Genomic DNA, 14103 nt, shown 5'->3' on the forward strand with positions numbered 1-14103 from the left:
GGGTGGCGGCGCGCCGGAGGACCTCGGCGGTCGCTCCGGCACGCCGCGCTATGGTCAGCGGCCGCTCTGGGCGGACGTCGGTGATTGGCTGAGTCTGGCCGACTCGTCCTGGATGTCAGCACCTCTGTCGCGGAGTACGGCTGCGTGCTGACGCCCGTGGTGGGCGCAGAACAGCAGCTCCCCACCCACGGGCAGGGTCGCGCGGATGTAGGCCTGAGCACCGCACCGGTCACACCGGTCCAGGGCGGTCAGCGGCTTGGCGGGGGCGAGAGCTCCAGTCACGTATCGCCTTTCGGGTCGCCCCACCGCGGCGGGGACGTTGGCGTCAGTCACTTGGGACAACATCTAACCGGATAAAGGCGTTCCCAATCACCCCTGGACTACGCCGAGAGCGGAATGCGCCCGGAATGCTTCGTTACCCTGTGATGCGGATCACGTTGCGGATCCGTGGTATCCAGGTGCAGCTGGCAAGCTGTTACGCGTACAAACATGAGTGGCGCTACGCTACGTACGCGTGTTCGATTGATGGGCAGCAGGAGACGTGAACGGTAGCTCGGACGGCAGTAGGAGTTGGGCGTGACGGCGGTTGGCGCGGAGGCGGGTTACACGGCTCGTCATCTCTCGGTGCTGGAGGGCCTCGAGGCCGTGCGCAAGCGCCCGGGGATGTACATCGGATCCACGGACACCCGGGGTCTCATGCACTGTCTGTGGGAGATCGTGGACAATGCCGTGGACGAGGCGCTCGCCGGGTTCTGTTCACGTGTCGAGGTCGAACTGCACCCGGACGGCTCCATCGAGGTACGCGACGACGGCCGCGGCATCCCCGTGGACATCGAGCCCAAGACGGGGCTCGCCGGAGTCGAGCTCGTCTACACGAAGCTGCACGCCGGCGGCAAGTTCGGCGGCGGGTCCTACGCGGCCTCCGGCGGACTGCACGGCGTCGGCGCCTCGGTCGTCAACGCGCTGTCCTCCCGGCTGGACGTCGAGGTCGACCGGGACGGTCGCGTCCACCAGATCAGTTTCCGCCGCGGTGTTCCCGGGCACTTCGACGGTGACGGGCCGAACGCGAAGTTCCGCAAGAAGTCCGGCGTGCGCGACGGCGGCGAGGTGCCGGGCAAGTCCACCGGCACCCGGGTCCGCTGGTGGGTCGATCGGCAGATCTTCCTGCCCGAGGCGGAGGTCTCGGTCGACGAGATCCACGTACGGCTGCGCCAGACGGCGTTCCTGGTCCCCGGGCTGACGCTGGTGCTGCGCGACTGCCGCGGCGAGGAGCCCACCGAGGAGACGTTCCGGTTCGACGGCGGCATCGGGGAGTTCACCGAGTTCCTCGCGCGCGACGAGGCGGTCTGCGACGTGCTCAGGCTGCGGGGCGAGGGCCGTTTCCACGAGACCGTGCCCGTGCTCGACGAGCAGGGCCACATGACGTCGACGCGGATCGAGCGGGAGCTCACCGTCGACGTGGCGGTCCGCTGGGGCAAGGGCTATGAGACGACCGTGCGCTCGTTCGTCAACGTGATCGCCACCCCCAAGGGCGGCACGCACCTGGCCGGGTTCGAGAAGGCGCTCGTCCGCACGATCAACGACCAGCTGCGTGAGACGCGCCTGCTCAAGAACGGCGACGACCCCGTCACCAAGGAGGACATCCTCGAAGGGCTGACCGCCGTGGTGACCGTACGGGTGCCCGAGCCGCAGTTCGAGGGCCAGACGAAGGAGGTCCTCGGCACGGCAGCGGCCGGCCGCATCGTGGGCAACGTGGTCGGCCGGGAGCTGAAGGAGCTGCTCGCGAGCACCAAGCGCGGCCAGAAGCAGCAGATGCGCGCGGTCCTGGAGAAGGTGGTGGCGGCGGCCAAGGCGCGCATCGCCGCCCGGGAGCACCGTGACAACCAGCGGCGCAAGTCGGCCCTGGAGAACTCCGCGCTCCCCGCCAAGCTGGTCGACTGCCGCAGCGACGACGTGGACCGCAGCGAGCTGTTCATCGTCGAGGGCGACTCCGCGCTCGGCACGGCCAAGCTGGCCCGGGACTCGGAGTTCCAGGCGCTGCTGCCGATCAGGGGCAAGATCCTCAACGTGCAGAAGGCCTCGGTCGCCGACATGCTCAAGAACGCCGAGTGCGCCGCCATCATCCAGGTCGTCGGGGCCGGGTCGGGCCGGACGTTCGAGATCGGCTCGGCCCGCTACGGGAAGATCATCTTGATGGCCGACGCCGACGTCGACGGCGCGCACATCCGCTGCCTGCTGCTCACCCTGTTCCATCGATACATGAAGCCGATGGTCGAGGCGGGCCGGGTGTTCGCCGCCGTGCCGCCGCTGCACCGCATCGAGATCACCAACCCCGGCCGGGGCAAGGACAGGTACGTCTACACCTATTCGGACGCCGAGCTGCACAGGGTGCTGCGTGACCTGGAGCGGCGGGGCAAGCGCTGGAAGGACCCCGTGCAGCGCTACAAGGGTCTGGGTGAGATGGACGCCGATCAGCTCGCCGAGACGACCATGGACCCGCGCCATCGCGTGCTCCGCCGGGTCAGGATCGAGGACGTCGAGGAGGCCGAACGCATCTTCGATCTCCTCATGGGCAGCGAGGTCGCCCCCCGCCGCGAGTTCATCGTCAGCAGCGCGGCCGACATCGACCGCGAGAACATCGACGCCTGACGCCCACGGCGAGGCCCGGTCCCTCACCCCGGCGTGATCAGAAGGATTCGATCTCCAGGGTGCTGAGCCGGGAGCGGGCCTCCGCCATGGCCTCCCGGTAGCGCTCGTCCCAGTTCGGGTCGTCGTCCGCGATCGCCCGGACCGTCTGCCGGGCCAGCTCGACCGGCCCGTCCCGGCCCGGGCGGACCTTCCGTACGACGACCAGCGTCCAGCCGTTCTCCATCACCGTGTCGATCTCCCAGCGAGGCCGGGCCGCCGAGGTGCCGCCGCCGCGCGCGCGGCGGGCGTCGCGCAGCAGCAGCGTCAGCAGATAGATGAGCGCGGCGACCAGGATCAGGGTCACCGGGAGGGTGAGCAGTCGCATCGGTCCAGATCCCTCACCTGGTGGGAATGGCGATCCCTCCGCCATTGCCCGGAGCGTACACGGTGATGCCCTGGGGCAGGGCCTTCAGCTTCTCGATCTCGGCGCACGTCGGGCATTTGTCGTACCCGTCCTGGCGGGCCTTGTTCGCCTCCGCCTCCGCGCGGGCCTGCGCGACCCTGGCCTGAGCCTCGGTGACCTTGGCGAAGGCGGCCTGCGCCTGGTCGACGGCCTCCTGGACCTGCTTGGGCAGCGTGACCTTGGAGAGGTTGAAGTGGATGTCGGTCAGGAAGTCGGCGCCGAGCGTCGACTTCAGGTCCTCGGCGAGGCTGGTGTTCACCGCGTCCTGGATCTTCGCGATGTTCGCGTTGTTGCCCTGGGGCTGCAGTCCGGCCTGCTGCGCCGAGCTGTTGTTCTGCACCAGCGAGCAGGATGAGACCAGCTCGGCGCAGCGGAAGCTGTTGATCTGGGCGCGGAGATCGTTGTCGATCACCGGGCGGATGATCTGGTCGAGGAACGCCGACCAGCCCTCGTCGCCGTCCCAGGGGTAGTAGGTCCTGCCGTCGATGCTGCGGAACTTGCGGGTGCCGAACTTGTCGTCGAACGCGCCGAGCGTGTCGTGATCGAGGTTGAGACCGAAGTAGAGCGTGCCCTCGATCCCCATGTTCACCCCGTCGCTGCTGGGCACGACGACCACGTCGACGCCGGTGCGCTCGCCGTGGCCCGAGTCGGAGGTGATGGTGTAGTAGCGCTGCTGGGCGGGATAGCGGTGAACCTGGGACCACCACCCGGTCCATGTCACGCTGGAGCCGGGATCGATGACCTGGCGGACCCGGTTGTCGTCGAGCGGCCCGCCGTTACGTACGACGGCGACCTCGCCGCCGGTGGTGCGCTCGAACCCGCCGAAGGCGCCGAATGCCGTCGGTACCGCGGCGACGATGAGCGCCAGCACCGCCAGAATGAGTAATTTGCGGAACGAGCCGGATCTGGCGGGGGTGCGGGTGGACATCTACGAAATCTCCTCGGGGGCGGCCGTCGGCGGGGGTCGGGCCGCGGAGTTCGGTTGCCGACGTGACAGCAGGGCAACGAACGGCCGGCCGCACCGGGTTCCTGACCCCGTACGGTCGGCCGGAATGTGGGACCGATCAGAGATCTACCGGCTGCAGCCTGCCCGTCAGCACGTCGTACACCGCGCCGCCGACCGCGAGACCGTCGGGCAGGTAGGGGCTGGCCTTGATCCGGACGAGGTCCTGCCGCAGGGCCTCGGCCTGGTCGGGCACGGTCTTGAAGACGAGGCTGCGGGTGTCGACGCCGTGCTCGTCCGCGATCACCTTGTGCACGTCCGAGTCGGTCGACTTGGACATCCGGCAGTCGGTGTGCGGCATGACCAGCACCCGGTGGACGCCGAGCAGGTAGACGGCGAGCACGAGCGTCCGCAGAACGTCGTCGGTGACCCGGGCGCCCGCGTTACGGAGGATCTTGGCGTCGCCCGCCTGCAGCCCCAGCAGGCCCAGCGGGTCGACGCGCGAGTCCATGCAGGTCACCACGGCCAGGCCGCGGCCGGCCTGACCGGACAGTCCCGAGTGCGAGAACGTTTCCGCGTACTTCTCGTTCGCCGCCAGTAGATCGTCGAATGAATCACTCATGAGATCAATGCTGCCGTATGGCCAAGGATTCGATCACGATGGGGGCACCCCGACACGCCAGAGCGGTTCGATGGGAACCGGCGAGGCCTCCCTCGACCGGCACGACCGGCGCGGACGGCGGGTCGTTCAAGCAGGTCCGACCGCCGATCTCCTCCACCGCGCGATCCGTGAGTGGAGCGGAACCAGGGGGCGTCCGCGACAGGACCCCCGGGGACGTGTCGCCGCTCGGGGGTCCGGGGCCTCCGCCAGATCTAGAGATCCGGGTCTTCCGCCGGCCCCAGTCCGCCGCCGATGGCGGCGACGGCGTGCACGAGCCGTATGCCGGAGCCGTCGCGGCGGCCGAGTTCCTCGGGAAGCGGCACCGGCTTGCCCGTCGGCGACGCCCCCTTGGCCGGGGCCGGTCCGGCCCACGCGAGCAGTAGCGCGTCCTCGCCCTTGAGGAAACGCTGGGCGCGCACCCCGCCGGTGGCCCGGCCCTTCGGCGGAAATTCGGCGTAGTCGGAGACCTTGCCCGCGCCCATCTGGGTACCGGGCAGGGCCGTCGAGGAGCCCGCGACCGTCACGACCACCGACTCGCGTGCGGGGTCCACGGCGCCGAACCAGATCACCTTCGCGCCGTCGCTCAGGCGCACGCCGGTCATGCCGCCGGCCGGTCGGCCCTGGGGCCGTACGACCGTGGCGGAGAAGCGCAGCAGCTGGGCGTCGGAGGTGATGAAGACCAGGTCGTGGTCGGGGGAGGACAGCTCGACCGCGCCGACAACGACGTCGCCCTCGCGCAGGCCGATGACCTCGAACTCGTCGCGGTTGGCGGGATATTCGGGGACGACCCGCTTGACCACGCCCTGCGCCGTGCCGATCGCGAGCCCCGGGCCGTCCGGGTCGAGCGAGCCAAGTCCGACCACCTTCTCGTCCGGCTCCAGCGTGACGTACTCGGACACCGGATGCCCGCCCGCCAGCGACGGGGGGTTGGCGGTCGGCGGCAGCGTGGGCAGGTCGACCACCGACACCCGGATCAGCCGGCCGTTGGAGGTGATCACCCCGACCTCGCTGCGGACACTGGAGCGGACCACCGACACCAGCACGTCATGGGCCGAGCGCTCGCCCTCCGCCGGGATCGGCGAGGCGTCGCCCGTCCGGGCGAGCAGGCCGGTCGAGGAGAGCAGCACCAGGCAGGGGTCGTCGGCCACCTCCAGCGGCACCGCGACCGCCTTGGCCGCCTCGGACGACTCCAGCAGCACGGTGCGGCGCGGCGTGCCGTACGTCTTGGCGATCTGGGCGAGCTCCGCGGACACGACCTTGCGCAGGCGCTCCTCAGAGCCGAGGATCGCGGACAGCTCGGCGATCTCGGACTGCAGCGTCTCCTTCTCGCGGTCGAGTTCGAGGTTGTCGTAGCGGGTGAGGCGGCGCAGCGGCGTGTCGAGGATGTACGTCGCCTGGATCTCGCTCAGCTGGAAGCCCTCCATCAGGCGGGCGCGCGCGTGAGCCGAGTCGTCGGAACCGCGGATCACCTGGATGACCTGGTCGATGTTGAGCAGCGCGATGATGAGGCCGTCCACCAGATGGAGGCGCTCCTCGCGCTTGCGCAGCCGGAACGCCGACCGTCTGCGCACCACCTCGATGCGGTGGTCGACGTAGACCTGCAGCAGCTCGCGCAGGCCCAGTGTGCGCGGCCGGCCGTCGACGAGCGCGACGTTGTTGATGCCGAAGGTCTCCTCCATCGGCGTCAGCCGGTAGAGCTCGGCCAGCACGGCCTCGGGGTTGAAGCCGTTCTTGACCTCGATGACCAGGCGCAGGCCCTTATGCCGGTCGGTCAGGTCCTTCAGGTCGGCGATGCCGGTGAGCTTCTTGGCGTTCACCAACTCCTTGATCTTGCCGACCACCCGCTCCGGGCCCACGTTGAACGGCAGCTCGGTGATGACGATGCCCTTACGACGCGGGGTCACGGCCTCGATCGTCGCCTTCGCCCGGATGCGGAACGTGCCGCGGCCGTTCGCGTAGGCGTCCCGGATGCCCGACAGCCCGATGACGATGCCGCCGGTCGGCAGATCGGGGCCGGGGACGAAGCGCATCAGCTCCTCGAGCGTGGCCTCCGGCTTCTTGATCAGATGCCGGGCCGCGGCGACGACCTCGCCGAGGTTGTGCGGCGGCATGTTGGTGGCCATCCCGACGGCGATGCCGCTGGCGCCGTTGACCAGCAGGTTGGGGAACGCCGACGGCATGACGGACGGCTCGGTCTCCTGGCCGTCGTAGTTGGGCTTGAAGTCGACCGTCTCCTCGTCGATCGACTGCACCATGAGCATGGCAGCCGAGGCGAGGCGTGCCTCGGTGTACCGCATGGCCGCCGGAGAGTCGTCCGGCGAGCCGAAGTTGCCGTGCCCGTCGACCAGTGGCAGCCGCATCGAGAACGGCTGCGCCAGGCGCACCAGGGCGTCGTAGATGGCACCGTCACCGTGCGGGTGCAGCTTGCCCATCACCTCGCCCACCACTCGGGAGGATTTGACGTGGCCCCGCTCCGGGCGCAGGCCCATCTCGCTCATCGAGTAGAGGATGCGGCGCTGGACCGGCTTGAGTCCGTCCCGGGCGTCCGGGAGCGCACGCTGATAGATCACCGAGTACGCGTACTCCAGATAGCTTGCGCGCATCTCGGCGGATACGTCGATGTCGACGATCCGCTCCTCGAATTCCTCGTCGGGGGTGCGTGTGGTTGTGCGTCGGGCCATATCGAACATTGTGCCGATGACGGCGACCGGTCGCGACCGCACGTGCTTTTCCGCCCGGGTACGTCCTGGAGAGGGGGTGAATGGATCGCTTCCGGCGATCCGCGAATTTCGGGATCGGTTGATCCGTCTCTTGCCGTGATCCCGGTAGTGTGGCACTCATCTGCGAGAAGGGGGGATTCTCGCGATGCCTGACGTCGTCGACCGGCTGATCGGTGCGCTCAACGCCCATGATCTCGACGCGGTGATGCGCTGCTATGCCGGGGACGCGGTCGTCGTAGGGCCGGAGATGGAGGCGGAGAACCTCGACGAGATCGCCTCGTACCACCTGCACGTCTGGCAGGGCTTCCCGGACCATCACCTGACGGTGTGGGAGAAGATCGTCTGCCGGGACGCGATCGCGGTGGAGACGCTGGCGACGGGCACGCACACCGGCCCCTATCTGGTGGCGGGCGGGGACGTCCTGGATGCGACCGGCCGGAGCATCAGCGTGCGCTGCTCCTGGATCTTCACCGTGGAGAGCGATTTCATCCTCACCCAGCGCCTCTACTTCGACCAGCTGGAGTTGTACAGCCGTCTCGGCGCCCAGCTCCCCCTCAAGTTCGCGCCCGTCGTCTTGTGACACGTACGGGAGACGATCGGGCGCGGCGGGCGGGAGAGACCGGCGGGGACGCGGTCGGGAGGAAACCGTCGGCGCGACCTGGTACCAATGACGGGTGGGTGAAGAAGAGACGCTGCGGGAAGAGGCCGAGGCCCGGCTGAGGGCGCTCGCGGGCGACGAGGCGCGCCTGCGTGACGACCAGTGGGCGGCGATCAGGGCGCTGGTCGTGGACCGCCGCCGCGCGCTCGTCGTGCAGCGCACCGGGTGGGGCAAGTCGGCCGTCTACTTCATCGCGACCGCGCTGCTGCGGGAGCTGGGCGAGGGGCCCACGGTCATCGTCTCGCCGCTGCTCGCGCTGATGCGCAACCAGATCGCGGCAGCGGAGCGCGCGGGCATTCACGCGGCGACCATCAACTCGGCCAACCCCGAGGAGTGGGAGAAGATCTACGGACAGGTCGCCGAGGGCGTGGTCGACGTGCTGCTGGTCAGCCCGGAACGGCTGAACAACCCCGACTTCCGCGACCAGGTGCTGCCCGAGCTGGCCGAGGCCGCCGGCCTGCTGGTGATCGACGAGGCGCACTGCATCTCCGACTGGGGTCACGACTTCCGTCCCGACTACCGCAGGCTGCGCACGCTGCTGGCCGATCTCCCGCCCGGCATCCCCGTGCTCGCCACGACCGCGACCGCCAACGCCCGCGTGACCCGCGACGTCGCCGAGCAGCTCGCCGCCGGGCCCGACGCGGACGGTCTTCCCGGCGATCCCGGCGCCTTCGGCGGCTCCGGCGACGGCGTGCTCGTCCTGCGCGGCCCGCTCGAGCGGGAGAGCCTGCATCTCGGCGTCGTACGGCTCGGCGGCTCGGAACAGCGGCTCGCCTGGCTCGCCGGCGCGCTGCGCGAGCTGCCGGGCTCCGGCATCGTCTACACGCTGACCGTCTCCGCCGCGCAGGAGATCGCCGCGTACCTGCGGGAGCAGGGGCATCAGGTGGTCGCCTACACCGGGCAGACCGAGCCGGCCGACCGGCTGGCCGCCGAGGAGGACCTGCTCGCCAACCGGGTCAAGGCCCTGGTCGCGACCTCCGCCCTGGGCATGGGGTTCGACAAGCCCGACCTCGGGTTCGTCGTCCACGTCGGCGCGCCCGCCTCGCCCGTGGCGTACTACCAGCAGGTCGGCCGGGCCGGCCGCGGAGTACGGCGAGCCGAGGTGATCCTGCTGCCGGGCGCCGAGGACCGGGCGATCTGGGCCTACTTCTCCTCGCTCGCCTTTCCCCCGGAGACGGTGGTGCGTGCGACGCTCGAGGCGCTGGCGCAGGAGGGCGTCCTGTCCACCGCCGCGCTGGAGAGCAGGGTCGACCTCAGCCGCGGCAGGCTGGAGATGATGCTGAAGGTCCTCGACGTGGACGGAGCGGTCCGCCGGGTCAAGGGCGGCTGGGAGGCGACCGGCGAGTCGTGGAGCTACGACGCCGACCGCTACGCGCGGGTGTCGGCCGAGCGCGCCGCGGAGCAGGAGGCCATGCTCGGCTACCTCACCACGACCGAGTGCCGGGAGCAGTACCTGCGGCGTCACCTGGACGACGACGCGGCCCGGCCGTGCGGGCGCTGCGACAACTGCACGGGCGTCCATCGGTCCGCCGACGTGGCGGCTGAGGCCGTACGATCCGCCCGCGACCGGCTGGCCAGGCCCGGCGTCGAGGTGGAGCCGCGCCGCCAGTGGCCGACCGGCATGCCGGACCTGAAGGGGCGGATCAAGCCCGAACTGTCGGCCGAGCAGGGACGCGCGCTGGGCCGCCTCACCGACATCGGCTGGGGCACCCGGCTGCGTGAGCTCCTGGCGGCGGGTGACGGCCCGGTTCCGGACGAGGTGTTCGACGCCGTGGTGGCGGTGCTCAGGGCATGGGACTGGGCCGAGCGTCCGGTCGCGGTCGTCAGCGTGCCGTCGGCGACCCGGCCGACGCTGGTCCGCGGCCTCGCCGAGGGGGTCGCGCGCATCGGCCGGTTGCCCTATCTCGGTGAGCTGGCATATCGGCAGGGCCCGCCGGGCCGGCAGTACAACAGCGCCCAGCGGGTCGCCGCGATCCGCAGGACGCTCGCGATGCCGAGAGAGCTCGCCGAGAGGATCTCAGCGGCGGGCGGGCCGGTGCTGCTCGTCGACGGCCAGGTCGACACGGGCTGGACGATGACGCTGGCCGCGGCCCACGTGCGCAACGCGGGCGCCGGCGCGGTCCTGCCCCTGGTGCTGGCGACCGTCAGCTGAGGGCGGGTCAGAGCCGGGGGCGGGCGCCGAGGTTGGAGATGCACCTGGCGGCGAGCGCGTTGCCGGCCGACAGAGCCTCGGTCGGCGGCTTGCTCGCCAGCCACGGCGGCAGGAAGCCGGCGGTGAAGGCGTCCCCGGCGCCGGTGCCGTCCACCACGCGGTCGACGGTCTCGGCGGGAACTCGGATGGGCTCGGCCCGGCTGTTGGTGTACCAGAGCGCGCCCTCGGCATTGAGCTTGATCACGACCTGGGGGAACCAGGCGGTGAGGACCTTCGCCGCAGCCGTCGGCTCGTCCCGGCCGGTCAGCACCTTGGCCTGGTCGGTGTTGGCGAACAGCAGCTTGGCGCCGTGCGTCCACTCCAGGAACGGCTCGGCGCCGGTCCGCTCGACGGGGGCGGCCGAGGCGCAGTCCACCGAGATCGACATGCCGGCCCGGCGGGCCAGGTCGAGCGCGGCCAGTCCCGCGTCGCGCGAGCCCTCGTTGAGCAGGGTGTAGCCGGACATGTGCAGGTGGCCGCCCGAGGTGAACAGGTCGCGCGGCAGGTCCTCCGGGGACAGCGCGGCGTTGGCGCCCGGGTCGGAGAGCATCGTCCGCTGGCCCTTGTGGGTGACCATGACCACACAGGTGCCGGTGGGCCGCTCCGGGTCCATGACGAGGCGGGCGTCGACGCCGTAGCCCATGAGCTCCATGTCGCGGTTACGGCCGGTGATGTCGGCGCCGCGCCGCCCGATGAAGGCGACCTCCGACCCTTCGACGGCGAGCCAGGAGGCGATGTTCGCACCCGAGCCGCCACCGTGCATGGTCACGACGGCCGGGGTGTCGCTTGCCCTGGCGAGAGGGAACTTGGCGCGGGCGAGTGCGTCAGTCATGAGATCGCCCACCACGACGACCCGCGTCATGATGTCACCACCTTGCCAACGTGCGATGAGGCCGACCCCAAGAAACCTAACAGTTCCCGGCCACATCATGGGAGGTGGATCAGACAGCCCGTTGGAGTCGATGCACAAGCGTTGCCCAGTTCGCCCCCGTACGGGCGGTAAATCCCGTACCGTAGCCGCCCCGGCGACTCCGGGCCATGGCCGCGAGGAGCGGTACGGGATCGACGACAAGGGGCCCTTCCGCCACGCGGTTCCCCGGCGGTAAGGAACATCTCAACCCACACCGGGCCGGGCGGCGCTAACCTCGGGATCGTGCGACCTCAGTACCCCGCTCACTGGGAGGCGGACGTCGTGCTGGCCGATGGCGGCACGGCGCACCTGCGCCCGATCAGGCCGGACGACGCCGGCCTGCTGCGTGCGTTCTACTCGCGTCTCTCCGCGGAGTCGATCTACTTCCGTTACTTCGGCCCCCGGCCACAGCTCACCGACCGGGACGTCACCTGGTTCACCAACGTCGACTACGACAACCGGGTGGCGCTGATCGCGACGATCGGCGCGGAGATGGTGGCGGTCGTACGGTATGACCGGGTGGAGCCGAAGGACCACGCCGAGGTCGCGTTCCTGGTGGAGGACGCCCATCAGGGCAGGGGCGTGGCCGCGGTGCTGATGGAGCACCTGCGGGCGGCGGCCCGCGAGCACGGAATACGGACGTTCATCGCCGACGTGCTGCCCGGCAACCATCGCATGCTCCGCCTGTTCCGCCAGGCCGGATACACCGCGCAGAGCCAGTTCGAGGACGGCGTCGTCCGGATGACCCTCGACCTGTCCAGCACCGAGACGGCACTGGAGGTGCGGCTCGCGCGCGAGCACCGGTCCGAGGCGCGCTCGATCGCCCGCCTGCTTACGCCCGACTCGGTCGCGGTCATCGGGGCGAGCCGCGAGCCGGGCGGGATCGGGCAGACCGTGCTGCGCAACCTGCTCGCCGCCGACTTCACCGGACCGGTCTACCCCGTGCACCGGCAGGTGCGTGCCGTCGCGGGGGTCCGGGCGTACCGGAGCGTCTCCGCGATCGATGGGGAGGTGGATCTGGCGGTGCTGGCCGTCCCCGCCGAGGGCGTGCTCGAACTCGTGGAGGAGTGCGCTGAGAAGGGCGTGAAGGGCCTGGTCGTGGTCTCCTCGGGGTTCGGCGAGACCGGTCCCGAGGGCCGCGCCAGACAGGAGGAACTGGTCAGCATCGCGCGGGCGTACGGCATTCGCGTGGTGGGCCCCAACTGCCTGGGCATCGCCAACACCGACCCGGCCGTACGGCTCAACGCCACCCTCGCGGCGACCCTGCCCGGGCGTGGGAGGGTCGGCTTCTTCAGTCAGTCGGGTGCGCTCGGCACGGCGCTGCTGCAGCGGGTGGCCCAGCGGGGCATGGGCATCTCGACGTTCGTCTCGGCCGGCAACCGGGCCGACGTGTCCGGGAACGACCTGCTGCAGTACTGGGAGGAGGATCAGGCGACCGACGTGATCCTCCTTTACCTGGAGTCCATCGGCAACCCGCGCAAGTTCACCCGGCTGGCCCGCCGGATCTCGCCTCGCAAGCCGATCGTCGTCGTCAAGAGCCGCGGAGCGCCCGACGGCCACGCCGCCCCGGTGCTCGGCCTGCCCGAGACCGCCCAGCGCTCGCTCTTCGAGCAGGCGGGGGTGATCCGCGTGGACGACCTCACCCAGCTCTTCGACGTCGCCCAGCTCCTCGCCCATCAGCCGCTGCCGTCCGGCCCGCGGGTCGGCGTCGTGAGCAACTCCGACGCACTCGCGCTGCTGGCGGCGGACGCCTGCGTCGGCGCCGGTCTTGAGCCGCGCGGGCCGGTGAACCTGGGCGCTCGGGCGGGGGCGGCGGAGTTCGCCGCCGCGCTGGCCGGCACGCTCCCCGATGTGGACGCGGCCGTCGTCGTCTACATGCCGCCGATCCCCGGGGACGCCACGCGGGTGGCGGCCGAGCTGGTGCGGGTGGCACGCGACTGCGGCAAACCGGTGCTGGCCACCTTCCAGGGCGAGATGGGCATGCCGCCGGAGCTGCGCATCGACGGAGAGGGCTCGCCGGAGCGCGGATCCATTCCGTCCTATCCCGCGCCGGAGGAGGCGGTCCGGGCGCTCGCCCACGTCGTCCGGTACGCCCGCCGGAGCTGCGAGCCGGCCGGTTTGATCCCCTCGCCCCCGGGGGTGGACGTCGCCGCGGCCCGCCGGATCGTGGCCGACGCCCTGACCGTGTCAGCGGCGCCCGACGACCACCGTGAGCATGAGGTGGAGATCGACGCCACCGAGCTGCTGGCGTGCTACGGAATCGAGGTGTGGCCGGCGCAGATCGTGGCCTCGGCCGGCGAGGCGGTGGCCGCCGCGAGCCGGCTGGGGTCGCCGGTCGTGATCAAGTCGGCCGATCCGGTGGACGCGAGCCGGGCGGGCACCGTACGCATGGGGCTCACCGACCCGGTCACGGTCCGGCAGGCGTACGCGGACCTGGCGGCTCTTCTCGGGCCGGGCGCGCGGCTCGCCGTCCAGCGCATGGCCCCGCAGCCCGCGGTGCCCACCGTCGTCGGCGTGGTGCAGGACCGGCACTTCGGCGGCGTCGTGTCGTTCGGGCTCGGCGAGGTCGCCGCCCGTCTTCTCGGCGACCAGGCCTACCGCCTCGCCCCGCTCACCGCCGAGGACGCCTCGACGTTGGTGCGGTCGGTGCGCGCCGCGCCGCTGCTGTTCGGCCGGTACGGCTATCAGCCGGTGGCGGTCGAGGCGCTGGAGGATCTCCTCGTCCGGGTCGGGCTGCTGGCGGACGCGCTGCCGGAGGTGGCCGGGATGACACTGGATCCGGTGCTGGCCGGCGCGTCCGGCGTGGTGGTGCTGGGCGCGCGTGCGGTCCTGCGGCCCGTCACCGGGCCCCGTCCCGACGTCGGGCCCCGCCGGCTGCGTTGATCACGGGCAGGGCCGCGGCCGGTCGGATCGTCGTCAGGGAAAACCA

The 14103-nt window shown here is 70.9% G+C and carries 10 protein-coding genes; 4 read left to right on the plus strand and 6 right to left on the minus strand.

Annotated features, from left to right (window positions below; all coding sequences use genetic code 11):
- Positions 1 to 54: 54 nt before the first annotated feature.
- Positions 55 to 282, minus strand: coding sequence for a DUF7455 domain-containing protein (locus ACQP1K_RS08870; RefSeq protein WP_083502290.1), 228 nt, complete (start codon positions 280 to 282; stop codon positions 55 to 57).
- A 294-nt stretch (positions 283 to 576) separates the two neighbouring features.
- On the opposite strand from ACQP1K_RS08870, the gene ACQP1K_RS08875 reads away from it, so the two are divergent.
- Positions 577 to 2649, plus strand: a complete 2073-nt coding sequence (locus ACQP1K_RS08875; protein ID WP_433500385.1) for a DNA gyrase/topoisomerase IV subunit B — start codon at positions 577 to 579, stop codon at positions 2647 to 2649.
- Positions 2650 to 2686: 37 nt separating this feature from the next.
- Here ACQP1K_RS08875 and ACQP1K_RS08880 read toward each other — a convergent pair whose 3' ends face one another.
- The 4 genes from ACQP1K_RS08880 to ACQP1K_RS08895 form a co-directional block, all read right to left on the minus strand.
- On the minus strand, positions 2687 to 3013 hold the full coding sequence (locus ACQP1K_RS08880) for a hypothetical protein (RefSeq protein ID WP_433500386.1): 327 nt from the start codon (positions 3011 to 3013) through the stop codon (positions 2687 to 2689).
- Positions 3014 to 3026: 13 nt separating this feature from the next.
- A complete protein-coding gene (locus ACQP1K_RS08885) occupies positions 3027 to 4019 on the minus strand; it encodes an SPFH domain-containing protein (protein WP_433500387.1) in 993 nt (330 codons plus the stop codon).
- A 136-nt stretch (positions 4020 to 4155) separates the two neighbouring features.
- A complete protein-coding gene (locus ACQP1K_RS08890; RefSeq protein ID WP_433500388.1) occupies positions 4156 to 4656 on the minus strand; it encodes a beta-class carbonic anhydrase in 501 nt (166 codons plus the stop codon).
- Positions 4657 to 4907: 251 nt separating this feature from the next.
- Positions 4908 to 7385 (minus strand): DNA gyrase/topoisomerase IV subunit A, encoded by a 2478-nt coding sequence (locus ACQP1K_RS08895; RefSeq protein ID WP_433501522.1) that lies wholly within the window; start codon positions 7383 to 7385, stop codon positions 4908 to 4910.
- Between the two features lie 175 nt (positions 7386 to 7560).
- Between ACQP1K_RS08895 and ACQP1K_RS08900 the strand changes: the two genes are divergently transcribed.
- A complete protein-coding gene (locus ACQP1K_RS08900; RefSeq protein WP_433500389.1) occupies positions 7561 to 7995 on the plus strand; it encodes an ester cyclase in 435 nt (144 codons plus the stop codon).
- 94 nt (positions 7996 to 8089) lie between these two features.
- A complete protein-coding gene (locus ACQP1K_RS08905) occupies positions 8090 to 10225 on the plus strand; it encodes a DEAD/DEAH box helicase (RefSeq protein ID WP_433500390.1) in 2136 nt (711 codons plus the stop codon).
- 7 nt (positions 10226 to 10232) lie between these two features.
- Here the strand turns inward: ACQP1K_RS08905 and ACQP1K_RS08910 are convergent, their stop codons facing one another.
- Positions 10233 to 11126, minus strand: a complete 894-nt coding sequence (locus tag ACQP1K_RS08910; RefSeq protein WP_433500391.1) for a carbohydrate kinase family protein — start codon at positions 11124 to 11126, stop codon at positions 10233 to 10235.
- A gap of 291 nt (positions 11127 to 11417) precedes the next feature.
- Here ACQP1K_RS08910 and ACQP1K_RS08915 point away from each other — a divergent pair, with 291 nt between their 5' ends.
- Positions 11418 to 14057: a GNAT family N-acetyltransferase gene (locus ACQP1K_RS08915; RefSeq protein ID WP_433500392.1), complete on the plus strand. Its 2640-nt coding sequence runs from the start codon at positions 11418 to 11420 to the stop codon at positions 14055 to 14057.
- The last annotated feature ends 46 nt before the right edge of the window (positions 14058 to 14103 follow it).

It is taken from the genome of Sphaerimonospora sp. CA-214678 (assembly GCF_050942215.1).
GTDB lineage: Bacteria > Actinomycetota > Actinomycetes > Streptosporangiales > Streptosporangiaceae > Sphaerimonospora.